The following is a 17,951-nucleotide window of genomic DNA, read 5'->3' on the forward strand; positions in this document are numbered from 1 at the left end:
CCCACGGTAGCTCGCGCGGAGGGCGCCCACCAGTCGCCCGCCCAGGGGTCAGCTCGGCTCGACCAAGCGGATGAACGCGCTCAGTTCGCCGACCCCGGCGGGCGTGGTCGGCAAGAACTCCGTGAGTTCCGGTGAGTGGACGAGGTACGCCGCCCACTTCGCCCGGGAGATCGCGACATTGAGCCGGTTCGTGGACAGCAGGAACGACATGCCCCGCGGGACATCGGCCGCGGAGGACGCCGCGAGGCTGACGATCGCGATCGCCGCCTCCTGGCCCTGGAACTTGTCGACCGTGCCGACGCGCACCTCCGGGAATCCGGCCGCGTCGAGCGCCTCCCGCACCGCGGCAAGCTGGGCGTTGTAGGGCGTGACGACGATCACATCGGCCGCCGCGAGGGGCGTGTCGTCGCGGCCGGCCGCCGGATCGGTCCAGGAGCGACCGATCGATTCGCGAACGATGCCGACCACGGCTTCGGCCTCCTCGGGTGACGCCGTCGCGTTGCCGACGTGCGCGACGGGCACGGGATGCAGCCCAGGGACGACGCCGGCGAGCTCGCGCTCGCCCGCGGCCGGATGCGCGCGCAGCCGCCCTTCGTACGACAGCGTGGAGACGGCGCGGGCGAGCGCCGGGTGGAGGCGACGGCTCTCGGCGAGGAAGTAGCCGAATTCCGCGGGAAGCACATCATGGCCGTCGCTCACCCAGCCGAGAGCCGAGCCGTCGACCGGCTCGGGATGGCTGCCCTGACTCACCTGCGGCAGCTGCTGCGGGTCGCCGAGCAGCAGCAGGTTGCGGGCCGCCACCGCGACGGCGATGGTCGACGCCAGCGAGAACTGCCCGGCCTCGTCCACGACAAGCAGGTCGAGGCTCTCGCGCGGCACACGACCCGGGTTGGCGAAGTCCCAGGCCGTACCGCCCAGCACGAACCCGCTCGCCTCGTGCTCGGCGGCGAACTCGAGCTGGCCGTTGCGCCGCAACGGGGTGAACCGCGGCGACTCGGCCGAGCCGCCCGGCACCTTGCCCACGAGCGCCGGGTCCAGACCGGTCGCGACGACCCGGTCGAGCAGGTTCTCGACGACCGCGTGCGACTGCGCCACGACACCGACACGCCAGCCGTGATCGGCGACCAGGCGGGCGATCACGTGCGCACCGAGATAGGACTTGCCCGTTCCCGGAGGGCCTTGCACGGCCAGGTACGACGCGTCGAGGTCGAGCAGGCCGGCCGTCACGGCGTCGATCCGACCGCTGCCGTCGGCCGGCCCCTCCGAAGCGAGAGCACCGGAACGGGTGCGCGGTGGCGTGCGCCGCAGCAGGTCGACCGCGGCGTTCACCGGCCAGCGATCGGTTTGCAGTGCGGTGAGCAGGGCCGTCCCCCACTCCCGGATGGCCTCCGCGAGCGGGCGCGTCGAGGGCGGCGGCGCCGGAGTGAGCGCCGTGGGCAGGTGGTCGTAGGCGGGGACATCCTCGGGAAGAGTCTCGCGTACCAGCACGGAGCCGTCATCGGTGACGTCGATCACAGCGACGCTGCGCACCGTGCGAGCGCCCGGCTGCGCCCGCAGCAGCCGGAACGGTCCCGGGTACTCGTACAGCAGGAACGGCCCCGAGCTCTCGCTGACCCGCACGGAGCTGCCCGCGCCCCACTGGCCGGAGAGCAGCAGTTCTCGGCGCTCGACCCGCTGACCCTCGTCGAGGTACCAGTCGCGCACCACGCGCGCCGACTCCACCACGAGCACGTCCCTGGTGTCCGCCCACTCCTCCACGGGCTGGATCAGTCGCGAGAAATGGCTCTGCCAGAAGCTCTTCTGCTCGCGGCGGTGGAAGTCGATCGCCGCCGCCGCGAGGGCGACGGCCTCCCGGTCGGTGCTGCGATGCGGATCGAGCGGGTCGCCCGCGAACGCCAACAGCCCCACCCGGAGCGGAGAGGCCTCGGGAGCGACCTCGGGCTCCTCCTGCGGGGCGGCGCCGATCGGGACGCCGTTCTCGGCGGCCCTGGCGAGCAGCCAGTCGCGCAGCCGCAGGGTCGAGACGCAGTCGTAGCGGTTGTAGTCGCCGAGCGCGTCGAGCAGGGGCTGCGCTTCGTCGAGTCGGCCGAGTGCGATGAGATCGCGGGCGTTCGCGTACTCCGTGATCGAGTCGGCGCCGTTCGTGACCTCGCTCTGGCGCAGCTCGGAGCCCATGTAGAGCGGCTCGAGCTTCTTGATCGAGTAGGAGCGCGATCCCACCCGTACCGATTTGCGGACCAGAGGGTAGAGGTCGACCATCACGTTGTCGCGGAGCAGGGCGTCCACCTCCTCTTCGCCGACGCCGTGCCGTGCGGCGAGCGACAGCAGGTGGGTCTGCTCGTAGGCGGCGTAGTGGTAGATGTGCATCGCGGGGAAGACCGCGCGCCGCTCCCGCACGAACGCGAGGAACCGCTCGAGCGCGACGCGCTCCTCGGCGAAGTCGTGCGCCCAGAACGCCGTGAACCGGGCGTCCTGGTCGACCATCCCGAACAGGTAGTCGAGGTTCCAGCGCTCCCCCGCCCCCTCGGTGTACAACGGGTCGCCTTCGAAGTCGAAGAAGATGTCGCCGGGGTCCGGCTCCGGCAGCACGGCGAGCACCGGCGCGTTGAAGACCCGGATCGGCGGGGGCGCGCCCTCCACGGCCTCCAGCTGCAGACGCGCCTGTTCGCGCAGCCCGCTCAGGGTGCCGTCCGGAATGCCCTCGACCGGGCCGTCGGAGGCCGCCAATGCGTCGATGGTGGTGATGCCTGCTGCGATCAGGCGCTCCCGCTGCGTCACCCGCATGCCGGCCACGAGCAGGACGTCGCGCGCGGCCTGCACCTCGGCATCGCACGTGTCGCAGCGCCCGCACACGGCGAAGCGCGGGTCGCCCCAGGCGACAGGGCCCGCGTCGGCGACGTGTTCGGCGATGATCGCCAGGAGGCGCTCGCGCCGCTTGCGATAGACGGGCTCGATCTCGGAGAGCCGGTGCTCGCTCACCGACCCGTCGCCGAGCAGCAGCTCGACGACGCCGTCGACCCGCACTCCCGTTCGCCGGAGCTGCTCGGCGTAGGCGGCGAGCTGCAGGAGGGCGGTCACACGCGCGCTGCGAGCGAGCTTGGAGTCTTGGACACGGTAGCTGCCGTCCGGAAGGCGGACCACGAAATCGGCGAACCCGACGAACGAGCCGTCGAAGAAAGTCGCCTGGAACACGACCGCGCTCGCGCGCTCGAAGGCGCGGGCCGTCGCGGCGACCGCGCCGGACAGCGAGTCGGCCGTCAGCGACTCCGGCCGCTCGATCTCGGCCACCCCGTCGCCGAAGCGGTCCCGGTAGCGCTCCAGGATGTGGTGCTCGTGTTCGTCGCCCAGGCGGGAGGACCGCACGTACATCGGATCGTCGACCTCGTCGGTCTTCTCGATCCGCCCCAGCTTCACATCGAGAGAGCGGAGGAAGGCGAACTCGCACTTCGACGCCTCGGTCAGGTCGCTGGCGCTGGTGACGATCACCCCGTCGAGTAGGAACACACGGCAACGCTATCGGCGCCCGCCGACATCCGAGGGCCGCGGCCCTCCAGACGCGGCGTCAGCCCTTGGCCGCCGCCTTCACGGCGCGCTTGTGCTCGCGCACCCGGGTGAGCGAGTCGGCGTCCACGATGTCGGCCACGGAGCGGTACCCGTCCAGGCCGTAGTCGCCGGCGGCCTCCCGCCAGCCGGGGACGCTCAGCCCCTTCTGCTTGCCCAGCAGTGCGAGGAAGATCGTGGCCTTCTGCTCGCCGAAGCCCGGCAGGGCCTTCAGACGGCGGAGCACCTCGGCGCCGTCCGGGTCGCCCTGCGTCCAGATCGCGGCGGTGTCCCCTCCCCACTCGTCGACGATGGCCGAGGCCAACGACTGCAGCCGGCCCGCCATCGATCCGGGGAACCGGTGCACGGACGGCGTCTGCTTCATCACCTCGACGAGTCTCTCGGGCTCCAGCGCGGCGATGCCGGCCGGATCGAGGGAGCCGAGCCTGTCGCGCAACTTGGCCGGGCCGGCGAAGGCCGTCTCCATCGCGATCTGCTGGTCGAGCAGCATCCCGACCAGCAGAGCGAACGGGGACTGGTCGAGGAGGGCGTCCGCTTCGGCGTCGCCGGTGATCGAAAGGGGCATTCCTTCATGCTGCCATCCGCATCACAGCAGGAGCAACAGCACCCCCGCAATGGCCGACAGCACCGCGAGCAGAAGCGCGACGCCGAGGAGCACGGCGTGGACCACGAGGAACGGGGTCGCCCGGCCCGCGGCGTCCCTGGCGCGATCGTCAGCGCGTACGCGGGAGAAGAACCGCGGCCAGGCGAACACGTTGAACACGGCATTGGCGAAGAGGACGACGGCGGCGAAAACGGTCATGATGCTTCCAGCGTAGGCGGAACCGCGCGTCCGAACCTCTCGGCGATCAGGCCGACCAGGGCGCGCGCCGCCGCTCCAGGTCGCGGATGGACGATGACGCTCAGGTGCCACTCGACGGCCGGCGTCAACGGCCGGATCACAGCCCCCGGCGCCGGCAGGACGGTGAGGGCCGGCAGCGCCGCCACGCCGAGCCCCGCGGCGACGAACCGCGGGATCTCGCCGAGGTCGGACACCTCTGTCGCGATCTGCCGCGACAGCCCGGCGGCCGCCAGCGCGCGGTCGAGGGTGACGCGGTTGCCGAACCCCTCCCGCGCGTCCACCCAGCGCTCCGCGGCGAGCGCCTGCAATGCGACCGGGCCGTCCCCGGCGGCGAGAGGGTGCCCCTTCGGCAGCACCGCCACGAAGGGCGTCTCGGCCAGCGGCAGCTCGAGCACGCCGACCGCGGGGTCCGGGAGACCCAGGAACGCGACGTCGAGCCGCCCCTGCCGCACATCGTCGGCGAGGCCGGTCGAGCCGCTCGGCGACGGGCCCAGGCGCAGGTCGACGCCCGGATGACGCCTCCGGAACTCGCCCATGATGCCGGGGAGGTCGATGGAGGTCAGATTCGTGAAGATGCCCACGCGGACGGCGCCGCGCAATGGGCCCTCCCCGACCACGAGATCCCGTAGCCGCTCGATCGACTGCAGGCCGGTGCGCGCCTCGGCGAGCGCCGCCTCGCCGATCCCGGTGAGCCGGACCCCGTGCGCGTCGCGTTCGAACAGGCGGCCGCCGAGCTCGCGTTCCAATGCCGCGACTCCTGCCGACACGGTGGATTGGGCCGCGAAGAGACGGGTCGCGGCCCGAGTGAAGTTGCGCTCTTCAGCGACGGCGACGAAGTACTCCAGCTGTCTGCTGTCCATCCGGTCATCGTAACCGACAATCGTTCTTATCGATCGCCAGCATCATCAACATTCGTTGGACACGATGGCGGTTGACGCGCATCATCGGAACATGTCCACGACAGCTCCCGTCTCCTCGTCCGCCCGCGCCCGATCGCCCTGGCGACTCCGGCACGGCGCCGGCTTCTGGGTGATCGCCGCCGCCTTCCTCGCGGTCATGGCGTTCTCGACCATCCCCACGCCGCTCTACTCCCTGTACCAGCTCCGCGACGGGTTCCCGACCTGGGTGATCACCGTCGTCTTCGCGGCCTACGCCATCGGCGTCATCGCGAGCCTGTTCCTGATCGGCCACCTGAGCGACTGGGCGGGACGGCGCCGGATGGTGCTGGTGGCGATCCTGCTGGAGATCCTCGCCGCGGCGCTGTTCCTGGTCTGGAACGATGTCAGCGGCCTTCTCGTGGCACGCCTGATCTCCGGGGTGGGAGTCGGTGCGCTCACGGCGAGCGCGACCGCCCACCTGAGCGAACTGCGCTCAGTCGCGCGGCCGGACGAGGGACCCCGCCTGGCCGGAACGGTCTCGACCGTGATCAACACCGGAGGCCTCGCGCTCGGCCCGCTGATCGGCGGCCTCTTCGCCCAGTTCCTGCCTGCGCCGCTGCTGCTGCCGTACGCCGTGTTCCTGGTCGTGCTCGCCGTGGCCGCCGTCGCGGTCGCGCTGGTGCCCGAGACCGTCGAGCGCGCCGAGGAGCGGCCCCCGTACAGGCCGCAGCGCATCTCGCTTCCCGCTGCGTCGCGCGGCGCGTTCTCGGCCGCCGCGATCGCCGCCTTCGCCGGCTTCGCGGTGTTTGGGCTGTTCACCTCGCTGGCTCCGAGCGTTCTCTCCGGCACCTTCCACGTCGCCTCGCACCTCGTGGCCGGGGCGGTGCCCTTCTCGGTCTTCGCCGCGTCCGCCGTGTCGCAGATCGTCTTCGCGCCGCTGCGCACCCGCACGCAGCTCGTCCTCGGGATCGTGCTGGTGGCCGTCGGGCTCGGCGGGCTCGCGGCCGGCGTGCTCGGCGGGTCGCTGGCCGCGTTCGTCCTCGCCGGCGTCGTCGCCGGAGCCGGCGTCGGGCTGCTCTTCCGCGCCGCCATCCTGGTCGCCGGATCGCTCGCGGCCGCCGATCGCCGCGGCGAGGTGCTGGCCGCGATCTTCCTCGTCGCCTACATCGGCCTGGCGTTGCCGGTGCTGCTCGTCGGCGTCGCCCTCATCCTCTGGCCGCTGGTGCCGGTGCTCGTCGGCTTCGTCATCATCGTCGCGGCACTGGCCGTGATCGCCGGCCTCCGGATGCTGCGCACTGCATGACCTCCGGTGGTGGGCCCGGGCGCCGAAGGGCTCCTCAGCGCCGCTCTCCCGCGCCCGCCGGCGAATGGGTCAGGAGGCCCGAAGCAGCTGGACGCGCAGCGAGTCGACGCGTGTCGCGATGGCGTCGTCGGCGGCCCAGCGCTGGGCCAGTCGCGACAGGATGGCGTCGAGCTCGTCGGTGGTCAGCCCGCTCGACAGGGTGAGCCGCACCACCAGTTCTTCGGCGACGAGCCGACAGCTCGGATCTCCGGCCGCCAGGTCGACGTCCAGCACGCCGAGCTCCGAACCGACGGACGCACGGAACGCCTCGGCGACCACCGGGTCGCGGTCACTCGGCAGCCACGGCACGCCCTGAGCGAGCGCCCACACGGCCGGGCGGCGGAGGACGAACTCGGTCTCGGAGGTCGGGTCGAGCACGAGGAGCTCGGTCGCCTCCGATGCGGCTGCGAGCGCCGCGCGCGGCCCGGCGGCCGGAACCGGCCGGGCAGCCGGGTTCCACGCCTGCATGGCCGTCACGGACGAGAAGACCGGCAGGACGCGGCGACCATCGGGAGCGGCGACGGTGACGATCGACAGCTCCTGCGTCTTGTCGACCGCGAGTCCCGCGTCGCTCGTGCCCTCCTCCCCGAGCTCGGCGACCAGCGGGATCAGCACGCGCGCCTCGCGGACGGCGTCGACCACGGTCTCGGCGCCGGCCTCCCCGGCCCGGAACGCGGCGAGCGCGCCGAGCAGAACGGGAGGCGCGGAGCCGTCGTCGTCGCCGAACGGGTTGTCGTCGAACTCGCGTCCCTCCCACGCCTGCCCGGCCGAGTCGCCGTGCGTCGGCGTGAAGCCCGCGAGCGCCGCAGCGAAGCCGGCCAGCCGCTCGCCGCCGGACGCGCTCGGTCGGGCCCGGTGACGCTCCGCGGGATGACTCTGCGCCCGGTGACCCTCCGCGCGGTCGCCCGCGCCCTCGGGCGGCTCAGTCGCCGGCGACATCCAGCGCCTCGGGAAGCGTGAACGCGCCGGAGTACAGCGCCTTGCCGACGATCGCGCCCTCGAGCCCGAGCGGGACCAGTTCGCGCAGCGCCGCGATGTCGTCGAGGCTGGAGATGCCGCCCGAGGCGACGACCGGTCGTTCGGTGCGCTCCATGACCTGACGCAGGAGGTCGAGGTTCGGGCCCTTCAGGGTGCCGTCCTTGGTGACATCGGTGACGACGTAACGGGCGCAGCCGGCGTCCTCGAGCCGGTCCAGCACCTCCCAGAGGTCGCCGCCGTCACGCGTCCACCCGCGCGCGGCCAGCGTGGTGCCCCGTACGTCCAGACCGACCGCGATGGCTTCGCCGTACCGCCCGATCGCATTGGCCGCCCACTCGGGGTTCTCGAGCGCGGCGGTACCGAGGTTCACGCGGGTGGCGCCGATCTCGAGCGCCTGCTCGAGCGACTCGTCGTCGCGGATGCCGCCGGATAGCTCGATGAGGACGCCCTTGGTCTGCCGGATGACCTTCTTGAGGAGGTCGCGGTTGCTGCCGCGCCCGAAAGCCGCGTCGAGGTCGACGAGATGGATCCACTCCGCGCCCGCATCGGCCCATTCGGCCGCCGCGTCGACGGGGTCGCCGTAGCTGGTCTCGCTCCCGGCCTCGCCCTGCGTGAGGCGGACCGCCTTGCCGTCGGCCACATCAACGGCCGGCAGGAGGACGAGCTTGGGCGTGTCGGTGAATTCGCTCATGTCGATGTCTTTCTCGAATGCTTCGATCGGGTCCGGGCGTCGGACCGGGAGGCGTCCGGCTACAGGGAGCCGATCCAGTTGCGGAGCAGGCGGAGGCCGGCGCTGCCGGACTTCTCGGGGTGGAACTGGGTCGCGGTGAGCGGGCCGTTCTCGACCGCGGCGACGAACCGGGAGCCGTGCTCCGCCCAGGTCACGCGCGGCTTCGGGAACGGTCCGGTGGCCTCCAGCGTCCAGTCCTGAGCGGCGTAGGAGTGCACGAAGTAGAAGCGCTCGTCGCGGATGCCGTCGAACAGCACGGAGCCCTCCGGCGCGTCGACCGTGTTCCAGCCCATGTGCGGCACGACGTCGGCGCGGATCAGGTCGACGGTGCCCGGCCATTCACCGAGCCCCTCGCTCTCGATCCCGTGCTCGACGCCGCGTTCGAAGAGCACCTGCATGCCCACGCAGATACCGAGGACGGGTCGACCGCCGGCGAGGCGCCGATCGATCACCTCGTCGCCGTGCGACCGCCGCAGGGCGTCGACGACGGCGGCGAACGCGCCGACACCGGGCACCAGCAATCCGTCCGCCTCCTGTGCGCGCCGACGGTTTCCGGTGAGCTCGACGTTCGCGCCCGCGGCCTCCAGCGCCTTGACAGCCGAGTGCACGTTGCCCGTGCCGTAGTCGAAGACGACGACGTCCGGTGCGCTCACAGTGCGCCCTTGGTGGACGGGATGCCCGACACCAGCGGGTCGTGCGCCTTCGCCTGGCGGAAGGCCCGGGCGAATGCTTTGAACTCGGCCTCGGCGATGTGGTGCGGGTCCCGGCCGGCCACGACGGTGACGTGCAGGGTGAGGCCCGCGTTGAAGGCGATGGCCTCGAACACGTGCCGCACCATCGAGCCCGTGAAGTGGCCGCCGATCAGGTGGAACTCGAACCCGGCGGGCTCGCCGCCGTGCACCAGGTAGGGACGCCCGGAGATGTCGACGACGGCCTGCACCAGCGCCTCGTCGAGCGGGACGAGGGCGTCGCCGTAGCGGGAGATGCCCGACTTGTCGCCGAGTGCCTCCCGGATCGCCTGCCCGAGCACGATGCCGACGTCTTCGACCGTGTGGTGCACGTCGATGTCGGTGTCACCGGTCGCCCGAACGCGCAGGTCGGTCAGCGAGTGCTTCGCGAACGCGGTGAGGAGGTGGTCGAAGAACGGCACCGACGTGTGGATGTCGGACGCGCCGGTGCCGTCGAGATCGAGGCTCAGCTCGATGCTCGACTCGCTGGTGGCACGCTGAAGCTGGGCGGTCCGGTTCGTCATGACTGCGAGCTTACTGGGGCCGCACCGGTGGACGGCGCCGCGGAAGCCGCGCCGGGACGCCCGAGCGCGCGCAGCGCCTCCAGGAACGCCGTCGTCTCGGTCTCGGTGCCCGCGGTCACCCTCAGGTGGTTCGGGATGCCGACGTCACGGATGAGGACTCCCCGCTCGAGCAGCGCCTCGAAGACCGCGTGCGGATCGTCGACTCCGCCGAACAGCACGAAGTTGCTCCCGCTGCGGTGCGGCAGGTACCCGAGCTCGGCGAGTTCGACGACCAGCCGGTCGCGCTGGGCGCGGATGTCGCCGACCATGGCCAGCATCTCGTCCGAGTGCGCGAGAGCGCCGAGCGCAGCGGCCTGGGTGATCGCGGACAGGTGGTACGGCAGGCGCACGAGACGCAGAGCGTCGACGACCGCTGGGTCGGCCGCGAGGTAGCCGACCCGCGCGCCCGCGAACGCGAAGGCCTTGCTCATCGTCCGCGAGACGAGCAGGCGCGGCCGGCCGGCGAGGAGTTCGAGAGCGCTCCGCTCGCCGTCGGGCAGGAATTCGGCGTAGGCCTCGTCGACGACCACGATGCCGGACGCGGCGTCGTAGACCGCTTCGATGGTGGCGAGGTCGAGCGGCGTGCCGGTGGGGTTGTTCGGCGAGCAGAGGATCACGATGTCGGGATCGTTCGCGCGAACGGCGGCTTCGGCGGTCTCCGGCGACAGCTCGAACTCGGCGTCGCGGCCGGCGGCGATCCACGCCGTGCCCGTGCCGGACGCCAGCAGGGGATACATCGAGTAGGTCGGCGCGAAGCCGAGGAGACTGCGCCCGGGGCCGCCGAACGCCTGGAGGATGTGCTGGAGCACCTCGTTGGACCCGTTGGCGGCCCAGATCTGCTCCGCGGCGAGGCCGTGACCGAGATACCGGGCGAACGCATCGCGCAGGTCGGTGAACTCGCGGTCGGGGTAGCGGTTGACGCCGGTCACGGCCACGGCCACGCGAGCCACGATGTCGGCGGCGACGTCCTCCGGGACCGGATGCGTGTTCTCGTTCACGTTCAACGCGACGGGCACGACCTTCTGGGGCGCACCGTAAGGGGTGCGACCGCGGAGGTCGTCACGGATCGGAAGATCGGAGAGAGAGGTCACGCCTTCAATGGTAGTCAGCGAGGTGAGGGGTGCTTCGCCGTGTGACGGCGGTCGGGCACGGGGCGAGCGACCTACTTGTCGTACTGCGTCGGGATCGCGAGTTGCTGGCCCGGCGTCACCACGGCGGACTCGAGTCCGTTGAGCGACACCAGGTCGGCGATGACATCACGCGGGTCGGCGTTGGGGGCCAGACGCTCGGCGACCGACCAGAGCGAATCGCCCGACTGCACCGTGACGTAGTGGAATGTCACGTGCGCCTGCTCGCCCGTGGCGGCGGCGACGCCGCCGTTGAGCGCGAACACGAGCGCGATGATCACGACCGGGAGGGCCACGAGGGCGGTGAGCACGGCGCGCCCGCGGCGCGTGAGACGAAGACGCACGCGCGGAGCTGCCGAACTTCCGGTGGCTGCGGCGATCGACGCGGTGCTGTTCATCGACGCGGCGCTCATGACTGCTGTGCTCATGATCGTGACCTCCTCGGGGCCTCATCGAAGCTCTGTTCCGAATATATCTTCGAATGTTCGAAACCGCAATCGGCGATCGAGACGGAATTACCGCACGAATTTCGAGACACACTCGAACACATGTTTGTCGGCCCGCCGTATCGTGGATACAGTTTCGATTGTCTGGAGGAAAGACAACCAGGCACCACCGACATTCGGTTCCGACCGAGTGGTGGACGGTCACGAAGGGACGAGCGTGTCGAACGAGAACCAGGCTCCGCGCACGCGGCGCCGCAAGAACCTCAGCGAGAAGCAGCTCGCCATCCTCGACGTGATCCAGCGATCGGTGAGCCAGCGCGGTTACCCGCCGAGCATGCGCGAGATCGGCGACGCCGTCGGCCTCTCCTCGCTCTCGTCGGTCACGCACCAGCTCAACCAGCTCGAGCTGAGCGGCTACCTGCGCCGCGACCCGAACCGACCTCGCGCACTCGAGATCCTCATCGACCTGCCGAGCGCTCCCACCCCCGACTTCGAGAACCAGACGCCGGTCGGCGACGCCGCCATGGTCCCGCTCGTCGGCCGCATCGCCGCCGGCGTGCCGATCACCGCGGAGCAGCAGGTCGAGGAGGTCTTCCCGCTCCCCCGGCAGCTGGTCGGCAACGGCGAGCTGTTCATGCTGAAGGTCATCGGGGAGTCGATGATCGACGCCGCGATCTGCGACGGCGACTGGGTCGTCGTCCGCTCTCAGAACACCGCGGAGAACGGCGACATCGTCGCGGCCATGCTCGACGAGGAGGCCACGGTCAAGGTCTTCCGCCAGCGCGACGGCCACACCTGGCTGCTGCCCCGCAACTCCAACTTCGAGCCGATCCTGGGCGACTACTCGACCATCCTCGGCAAGGTCGTCGCGGTTCTCCGCGCGGTCTGAGAGCGCTCAGGCCCAGCCGAGTTCCTGCAGGCGGGCGTCGTCGAGTCCGAAGTAGTGGCCGATCTCGTGCACGAGCGTCACACGCACGCGCTCGCGGAGCTGCTCGATGGTTTCGCATGACGCCTCGAGGTTGTTGCGGAACAGCGTGATCCGGTCCGGCAGCTCCCCGAACCCGTAGACCCCGCGACGCGTCAGCGGATGCCCCGTGTACAGGCCGTACAGTCGTGGACGGGCTCCGGGCGGCTGGTCGGAGATGAGGATCGCGACGTTCTCCAACGGGCGCACCATGTCGTCCGGAAGCCCGTCGAACACGTCGTCGACCAGCCGGTCGAACTCGTCGTCCGCGATGCGCACCATGCGCCCATCATCGCCGAGTGCGTCGCCGCCGCGCCGCCGCGTCCGCGGAGAGCGGAACGCGGGCGGCGCGACGCGTGCACCGGCGGGGTCAGGCGGTGACGCCGGCCCGCTCCCGCACGTCGCGGGTCGCCGCGAGGATGTTGCGCAGCGAGGCCACCGTCTCGTCGTAGCCGCGCGTCTTCAGACCGCAGTCCGGGTTCACCCAGAGCTGACGGCCCGGGATGGCGCTCAGCGCGGTCTCCAGCAGCTCCGTCACTTCGGCGACCGACGGCACGCGCGGCGAGTGGATGTCGTACACGCCCGGGCCGATGCCGTGCTCGAAGCCCGAGCGCTGGATGTCGTGCACGACCTCCATACGGCTGCGTGCGGCCTCGATGCTCGTCACGTCGGCGTCGAGATTGCGGATCGCGTCGATCACGACGCCGAACTCCGAGTAGCAGAGGTGCGTGTGGATCTGCGTCGCGTCGGCCACCCCGGAGGTCGCAAGCCGGAACGAGCCGACCGACCACTCCAGGTAATCGTGCTGGTCGGCACGCTTGAGCGGCAGCAGTTCGCGCAGCGCCGGCTCGTCCACCTGAACGACACGGATGCCGGCGGCCTCCAGGTCGGCGATCTCGTCGCGCAGCGCGAGCGCCACCTGGCGGGCGGTCTCGCCGAGCGGCTGGTCGTCGCGCACGAACGACCACGCGAGGATGGTGACCGGGCCGGTGAGCATCCCCTTGACCGGCTTGTCGGTCAGCGTCTGCGTGTAGGTCGACCAGTCGACCGTGATCGGCTTCGGACGCGAGACGTCGCCCCACAGGATCGACGGCCGCGTGCACCGCGAGCCGTACGACTGCACCCAGCCGTTGCGGGTGACCGCGAAGCCGTCCAGGTTCTCGGCGAAGTACTGCACCATGTCGTTGCGCTCCGGCTCGCCGTGCACGATGACGTCGAGGCCGATCTCCTCTTGGAGGTCGACGACCCGCCTGATCTCGGCCTGCATGCGGCCGAGGTACTCGACTTCGGTGATGAGCCCCTTGGCGAACTGCGCGCGAGAGCGCCGGATGTCCGCCGTCTGCGGGAACGAACCGATGGTCGTGGTGGGCAGGAACGGCAGCTGCAGCGCGTCGTCCTGCGCCGCCTGCCGCGCCGCGTAGTCGCCGCGGCGGAAGTCTGCGCGGGTCAACGCCGCCTCGCGGGCGCGAACGGCCTCGACGCGCACGCCGGGAGCCGCCGCGCGGTCGGCGAGCGCAGCGCGGGCCGCGCCCAGCTCCGCCTCGATGGCCTCGTGGCCGTCGACGATCCCACGTGCGAGCACGGCGACCTGGCCGACCTTCTGGTCGGCGAACGCGAGCCAGGACTTCAGCCGAGCGTCCAGCTCCGGCTCGTCGTCGATGTCGTGCGGCACGTGCAGCAGCGAGGTGGACGTCGACACCGCGACGTCGGGGCTCAGCGAGAGCAGGGCGGTCAGCGCGCCGAACGCGCCCTCCAGGTCGCCGCGCCAGATGTTGTGGCCGTCGATCACGCCGCCGACCAGCGTCTTGCCGGCGAGAGCGGACGCGGTCGCGGAGTCGAGGCCGGCCGGCACCGTCCCGCGGACCAGGTCGAGCGAGATCGCCTCCACCGGAGCGGCGGCGAGCACCGGCAGCGCGTCATCGAGGGCGCCGTAGGGCGCCGCGACGAAGAGGGCCGGGCGCTCGGCTGCGCCGCCCAGCTCGGCATAGGCGGCACGGGCGGCCTCGAGGACGGCCTCCCGCGGCTCTTCGATGCTCTCGGAGACGAGGGCGGGCTCGTCGAGCTGCACCCACGGCGCGCCGGCCGCCGCGAGACGCGCCAGGAGCTCCCGGTAGACCGGCACGAGGTCGCCGAGCCGCGACAGCGGACGGAAGCCCTCCGGCGCCTCGTCGCTCGCCTTGCTCAGCACCAGGAAGGTCACCGGCCCGACGATGACGGGACGCGTGACGAAGCCGGCGGCGCGCGCCTCCTCGAACTCGCACACGATGCGGTCGGAGGCCAGCCGGAAGGCGGTCTCCGGACCGATCTCCGGCACGAGGTAGTGGTAGTTGGAGTCGAACCACTTGGTCATCTCGAGCGGAGCCTTCTCGCCTTCGCCGCGGGCGATCGTGAAGTAGCCGGCCAGGTCGACCGAGCCGTCCGCCGCGGCGAGCCCGTCGAACCGCGACGGGATCGCGCCGACCGTCACCGCGGCGTCGAGCACCTGGTCGTAGAAGCTGAAGCTCTCGGGGATCGCGGCGTCATCGCGGCCGAGGCCGAGTTCGGCGAGGCGTTCGCGGGTGGCGGCGCGCAGCTCGGCGGCCGTGGCCTCCAGCTGCTCGGCGGTGAGATCGCCGGCCCAGAAGCTCTCGACCGCCTTCTTGAGCTCGCGGCGGCGGCCGATCCGGGGGTAGCCGATGATGGTGCCCACCGGGAAGGCGGAGCGTGCGGTGGTGGTGTGGGTCATGCGTGTTCGCTTTCCGTGAAGGCGGCCGGGGCGGCCGATGCCGTGGTGGGTGCGGCCGGAAGCAGCCCGATCCTGTCGAGGACGGACAGCACGGCCGCGTGCTGGTTGAAGGTGTAGAGGTGGAGGCCCGGGGCGCCGCCGTCGAGCAGCCGCTGGGCCAGACGAGCGGTCCAGGCGATCCCGATCTCGCGCCGGCCGTCCTCGTCCGGTTCGACTTCGAGCTGGATCGCAAGATCGCTCGGCAGGTCTTCGCCGCTCAGCTCCAGCATCCGGCTGAGCCGGGCCGGTGAGGTGACGGGCATGATCCCGGGCAGGATCGGGAACGTCACGCCGGCATCCCGCGCCCGCTGCACGAACGAGAGGTAGTCCTCGGAGTGGAAGAACAGCTGGGTGATGCCGAGGTTGGCTCCGGCGGCCTGCTTGGCGAGCAGCGTGTCGATGTCCTGCGAGACCGAGCGGGATGCCGGGTGCCCGTTCGGGAACGCGGCGACCGCGATCTGAACGTGCTCGCGGTGGTCGAGGAGGGCGCGGGCGGGAAGCCCGGGCACCGGCAGCTCGCCGTACGGCACGCGCTCGGCCTGCACGCGGTGGATGAGCTGCACCAGCTCCGCGGAGCTGCGGATGTCGCCCAGCCCGTCCTGGCCCGCGGGGAGGTCGGCGGGCGGGTCACCGCGCACCGCCAGGAACCGGCGGACGCCCGCGTCGAGGAACTCCCGGATCAGGCGATTGGCCTCTTCGTACGACGACCCGACACACGTCAGGTGCGCCATCGGCTGCACATCGGTGTGTTCGAGGATGTAGCGCACCAGTTCCAGCGACAACGCGCGCGACGAGCCGCCCGCGCCATAGGTGACGGCGATGAAGTCGGGGCGCGCGGCCGCCAGCAGGTCGATCGTCGCGGGCAGTGCGGCGGCGGCACGGTCGGAGCGCGGCGGCAGCAGTTCGAAGGAGAACCGCGCGTGGGTACAGTCCATGGTTCCTCAGGTGTCGATCAGCTTCTCGGACACCCCGCGCCGGCCGGCAGCGGACGCTGCAGGAGAGTACGGGGCGGGCGGGTGCCGGGCTCGGCTGTCGCACCACGTCGGCGGTCGCCCGCTTCGGTTGTGCAGTCACCGTAGCAATGCAGAAGGCCGGGCGGAACCGCCTGCGTCATGCAATGACACAGAAGGCTCCGCCCGGCCTGTCGGTACGCTGCCGGGTGCGGATGGGCCGTTCAGACGGCGAACGGTTCGAAGACCGACTGGTACTCCGGCATGATCCGTGCTCGCACGCGCGTCCCGTCCTCGGCGTACTCGGTCGAGAGCACGCGCCCGCGCTCGTGCAGCGCCGAGATCAGGTCGCCGCGGTCGTACGGAACGACCAGTTCCACCTCGACCGACGGGTCGGGCAGGAGCCGAGCGATCGCCGCGAGCACCTCGTCGATGCCCTCTCCGGTCCGGGCCGACGCGAAGATGGCGCCCGGTTCGAGGCCGCGCAGTACGAGCCGGTCGTCGGCGGGGATCAGGTCGGCTTTGTTGAAGACGACGATCTCCGGGATGTCCCTGGCACCGACCTCCCCGATCACGTCACGCACAGTCGCCAGCTGCGAAGCCGGGTCGGGGTGCGAGCCGTCGACCACGTGCAGGATGACGTCCGAGTCGGCGACCTCCTCGAGCGTGGAGCGGAACGCCTCCACCAGCTGGTGCGGGAGGTTGCGCACGAAGCCGACCGTGTCGGCGAGGGTGTACAACCGGCCGTCGGCCGTGACGCTCCGGCGGACCGTCGCGTCCAGGGTCGCGAACAGGGCGTTCTCGACGAGCACACCCGCCTTCGTCACCCGGTTCAGGAGGCTGGACTTGCCCGCGTTCGTGTAGCCCGCGATCGCCACCGACGGCACGGAGTTGCGGTTGCGGTTCGCCCGCTTCGCCTCCCGCGCCGGCTTGAACCCGGCGATCTGCTTGCGCAGCTTCGCCATGCGCGAGTGGATGCGACGGCGGTCGAGCTCGATCTTCGTCTCACCCGGTCCGCGCGATCCCATTCCGGCGCCGGCTCCACCCACCTGGCCACCGGCCTGGCGGGACATCGACTCACCCCAGCCACGCAGCCGCGGGAGGAGGTATTCGAGCTGGGCGAGCTCGACCTGCGCCTTGCCCTCCCGGCTCTTCGCGTGCTGGCTGAAGATGTCGAGGATCACGGCCGTGCGGTCGATCACCTTGACCTTCACCACGTCCTCCAGCGCGCGCCGCTGGCTCGGAGCGAGTTCGGTGTCGGCGATCACGGTGTCGGCGCCGAGGGCGCGGACGATGCCGGCGAGCTCCTCCGCCTTGCCGCGGCCGAGGTACGTGCTGGGATCGGGATGCGGCCGGCGCTGCAGGAGGCCGTCGAGCACCGCGGCGCCCGCCGTCTCTGCCAGCGCGGCGAGCTCGCGCAACGAGTTCTCGGCGTCCTGAAGCGTCCCCTGCGAGTACACGCCGATCAGCACCACGTTCTCGAGGCGCAGCTGCCGGTACTCGACTTCGGTGACGTCCTCGAGTTCGGTGGAGAGCCCGGAGACGCGGCGCAGGGCCGCGCGCTCCTCGCGGTCGAACTGTTCGCCGTCGTGGTTGCCGCCGTCGGCCGCATCGTGCTGGAGCGCTTGCGCGCCCCGGCCGAAGAGCGTCACGGACGCCCTGTTCTGCTCGGTGGCGAGCACCCGCGCGACGACGTCGTCGGTGGTCTGCTCGTCGATCTCTGTTCGTTCAGTCATACATGTCCCCTGATCCGGGTCGGGTCAACCCTAGCTCGTCGTGCTGCTGTGTTTGTCTGTCGGTCCGCGTCCTGTACGGTCCTCTTATGGCCAGCGGAGATCACTATTTTTCCCCGGCGCCCGAAAGTGAACTGAACCTGCGGCCGTTCACCGCGCGCCTGGTGGGGCAGACGTACGAACTGGTGACGGCGAACGGGATCTTCAGTCCCGAGCGCATCGACATGGGTACGCGAGTGCTCCTCGACCATGTCCCCGCTGCGCCGCCCGGCGGTCAGCTTCTCGACCTCGGCTGCGGCTGGGGGCCCCTGGCTCTCACACTTGCTCTCGAATCCCCTCATGCGAC

17 protein-coding genes are annotated in these 17,951 nt (G+C 71.2%); 3 read left to right on the plus strand and 14 right to left on the minus strand.

Annotated elements, in window-relative coordinates; all coding sequences use genetic code 11:
• Nucleotides 1-48: 48 nt before the first annotated feature.
• Genes Q0Q23_RS07355 through Q0Q23_RS07370 form a run of 4 tightly spaced genes read right to left on the minus strand, consistent with a single transcriptional unit; the run spans nt 49 to nt 5,262 of the window.
• Nucleotides 49-3,504 carry a bifunctional RecB family nuclease/DEAD/DEAH box helicase gene (locus Q0Q23_RS07355; RefSeq protein ID WP_295121533.1) on the minus strand — a complete coding sequence of 1,152 codons (3,456 nt, stop codon included), beginning with the start codon at nt 3,502-3,504 and terminating at the stop codon, nt 49-51.
• A 58-nt stretch (nt 3,505-3,562) separates the two neighbouring features.
• On the minus strand, nt 3,563-4,126 hold the full coding sequence (locus Q0Q23_RS07360; RefSeq protein ID WP_295121535.1) for an HhH-GPD-type base excision DNA repair protein: 564 nt from the start codon (nt 4,124-4,126) through the stop codon (nt 3,563-3,565).
• Nucleotides 4,127-4,147: 21 nt separating this feature from the next.
• Nucleotides 4,148-4,363: an SCO4848 family membrane protein gene (locus Q0Q23_RS07365; RefSeq protein ID WP_295121537.1), complete on the minus strand. Its 216-nt coding sequence runs from the start codon at nt 4,361-4,363 to the stop codon at nt 4,148-4,150.
• Nucleotides 4,360-5,262 (minus strand): LysR family transcriptional regulator, encoded by a 903-nt coding sequence (locus Q0Q23_RS07370; protein WP_295121539.1) that lies wholly within the window; start codon nt 5,260-5,262, stop codon nt 4,360-4,362. Before Q0Q23_RS07370 ends, Q0Q23_RS07365 begins: the two co-directional genes overlap by 4 nt.
• A 91-nt stretch (nt 5,263-5,353) precedes the next feature.
• On the opposite strand from Q0Q23_RS07370, the gene Q0Q23_RS07375 reads away from it, so the two are divergent.
• Nucleotides 5,354-6,583, plus strand: coding sequence for an MFS transporter (locus Q0Q23_RS07375; protein ID WP_295121541.1), 1,230 nt, complete (start codon nt 5,354-5,356; stop codon nt 6,581-6,583).
• A gap of 69 nt (nt 6,584-6,652) precedes the next feature.
• Here Q0Q23_RS07375 and Q0Q23_RS07380 read toward each other — a convergent pair whose 3' ends face one another.
• From Q0Q23_RS07380 to Q0Q23_RS07405, 6 genes are all read right to left on the minus strand, one after another.
• Nucleotides 6,653-7,561 carry an SseB family protein gene (locus tag Q0Q23_RS07380; protein ID WP_295121543.1) on the minus strand — a complete coding sequence of 303 codons (909 nt, stop codon included), beginning with the start codon at nt 7,559-7,561 and terminating at the stop codon, nt 6,653-6,655.
• Nucleotides 7,545-8,291 (minus strand): bifunctional 1-(5-phosphoribosyl)-5-((5-phosphoribosylamino)methylideneamino)imidazole-4-carboxamide isomerase/phosphoribosylanthranilate isomerase PriA, encoded by a 747-nt coding sequence (priA, locus tag Q0Q23_RS07385; RefSeq protein WP_295121545.1) that lies wholly within the window; start codon nt 8,289-8,291, stop codon nt 7,545-7,547. Before priA ends, Q0Q23_RS07380 begins: the two co-directional genes overlap by 17 nt.
• Before the next feature lie 59 nt (nt 8,292-8,350).
• Nucleotides 8,351-8,983 (minus strand): imidazole glycerol phosphate synthase subunit HisH, encoded by a 633-nt coding sequence (hisH, locus tag Q0Q23_RS07390; protein ID WP_295121547.1) that lies wholly within the window; start codon nt 8,981-8,983, stop codon nt 8,351-8,353.
• A complete protein-coding gene (gene hisB, locus Q0Q23_RS07395) occupies nt 8,980-9,582 on the minus strand; it encodes an imidazoleglycerol-phosphate dehydratase HisB (RefSeq protein ID WP_295121549.1) in 603 nt (200 codons plus the stop codon). The genes hisH and hisB overlap by 4 nt, the downstream gene beginning before the upstream one ends.
• Entirely contained in the window at nt 9,579-10,712 is a 1,134-nt protein-coding gene (locus Q0Q23_RS07400; RefSeq protein ID WP_295121551.1) for a histidinol-phosphate transaminase, read from the minus strand. The genes hisB and Q0Q23_RS07400 overlap by 4 nt, the downstream gene beginning before the upstream one ends.
• A 71-nt stretch (nt 10,713-10,783) precedes the next feature.
• Nucleotides 10,784-11,176 carry a LysM peptidoglycan-binding domain-containing protein gene (locus Q0Q23_RS07405; protein WP_363316243.1) on the minus strand — a complete coding sequence of 131 codons (393 nt, stop codon included), beginning with the start codon at nt 11,174-11,176 and terminating at the stop codon, nt 10,784-10,786.
• A gap of 235 nt (nt 11,177-11,411) precedes the next feature.
• Here Q0Q23_RS07405 and lexA point away from each other — a divergent pair, with 235 nt between their 5' ends.
• Nucleotides 11,412-12,083, plus strand: a complete 672-nt coding sequence (gene lexA / locus Q0Q23_RS07410; RefSeq protein WP_295121553.1) for a transcriptional repressor LexA — start codon at nt 11,412-11,414, stop codon at nt 12,081-12,083.
• 6 nt (nt 12,084-12,089) lie between these two features.
• On the opposite strand, the gene Q0Q23_RS07415 is transcribed toward lexA, so the two are convergent.
• The 4 genes from Q0Q23_RS07415 to hflX all read right to left on the minus strand — a co-directional run bounded on the left by Q0Q23_RS07415 (nt 12,090) and on the right by hflX (nt 17,608).
• The gene (locus Q0Q23_RS07415) at nt 12,090-12,440 is read right to left on the minus strand and encodes a metallopeptidase family protein (protein ID WP_295121555.1); all 351 of its coding nucleotides are present in this window, start codon (nt 12,438-12,440) and stop codon (nt 12,090-12,092) included.
• Between the two features lie 88 nt (nt 12,441-12,528).
• Nucleotides 12,529-14,883 (minus strand): 5-methyltetrahydropteroyltriglutamate--homocysteine S-methyltransferase, encoded by a 2,355-nt coding sequence (gene metE / locus Q0Q23_RS07420; protein ID WP_295121557.1) that lies wholly within the window; start codon nt 14,881-14,883, stop codon nt 12,529-12,531.
• Nucleotides 14,880-15,857, minus strand: a complete 978-nt coding sequence (locus tag Q0Q23_RS07425) for a methylenetetrahydrofolate reductase (protein WP_295121560.1) — start codon at nt 15,855-15,857, stop codon at nt 14,880-14,882. Before Q0Q23_RS07425 ends, metE begins: the two co-directional genes overlap by 4 nt.
• 239 nt (nt 15,858-16,096) lie before the next feature.
• On the minus strand, nt 16,097-17,608 hold the full coding sequence (hflX, locus tag Q0Q23_RS07430) for a GTPase HflX (RefSeq protein WP_295121562.1): 1,512 nt from the start codon (nt 17,606-17,608) through the stop codon (nt 16,097-16,099).
• A gap of 86 nt (nt 17,609-17,694) precedes the next feature.
• Here hflX and Q0Q23_RS07435 point away from each other — a divergent pair.
• The coding region (locus Q0Q23_RS07435) for a methyltransferase (RefSeq protein ID WP_295121564.1) at nt 17,695-17,951 on the plus strand (257 nt) is incomplete at its 3' end.

This window comes from uncultured Leifsonia sp., assembly GCF_945957465.1.
Classification (GTDB): Bacteria; Actinomycetota; Actinomycetes; order Actinomycetales; family Microbacteriaceae; genus Leifsonia.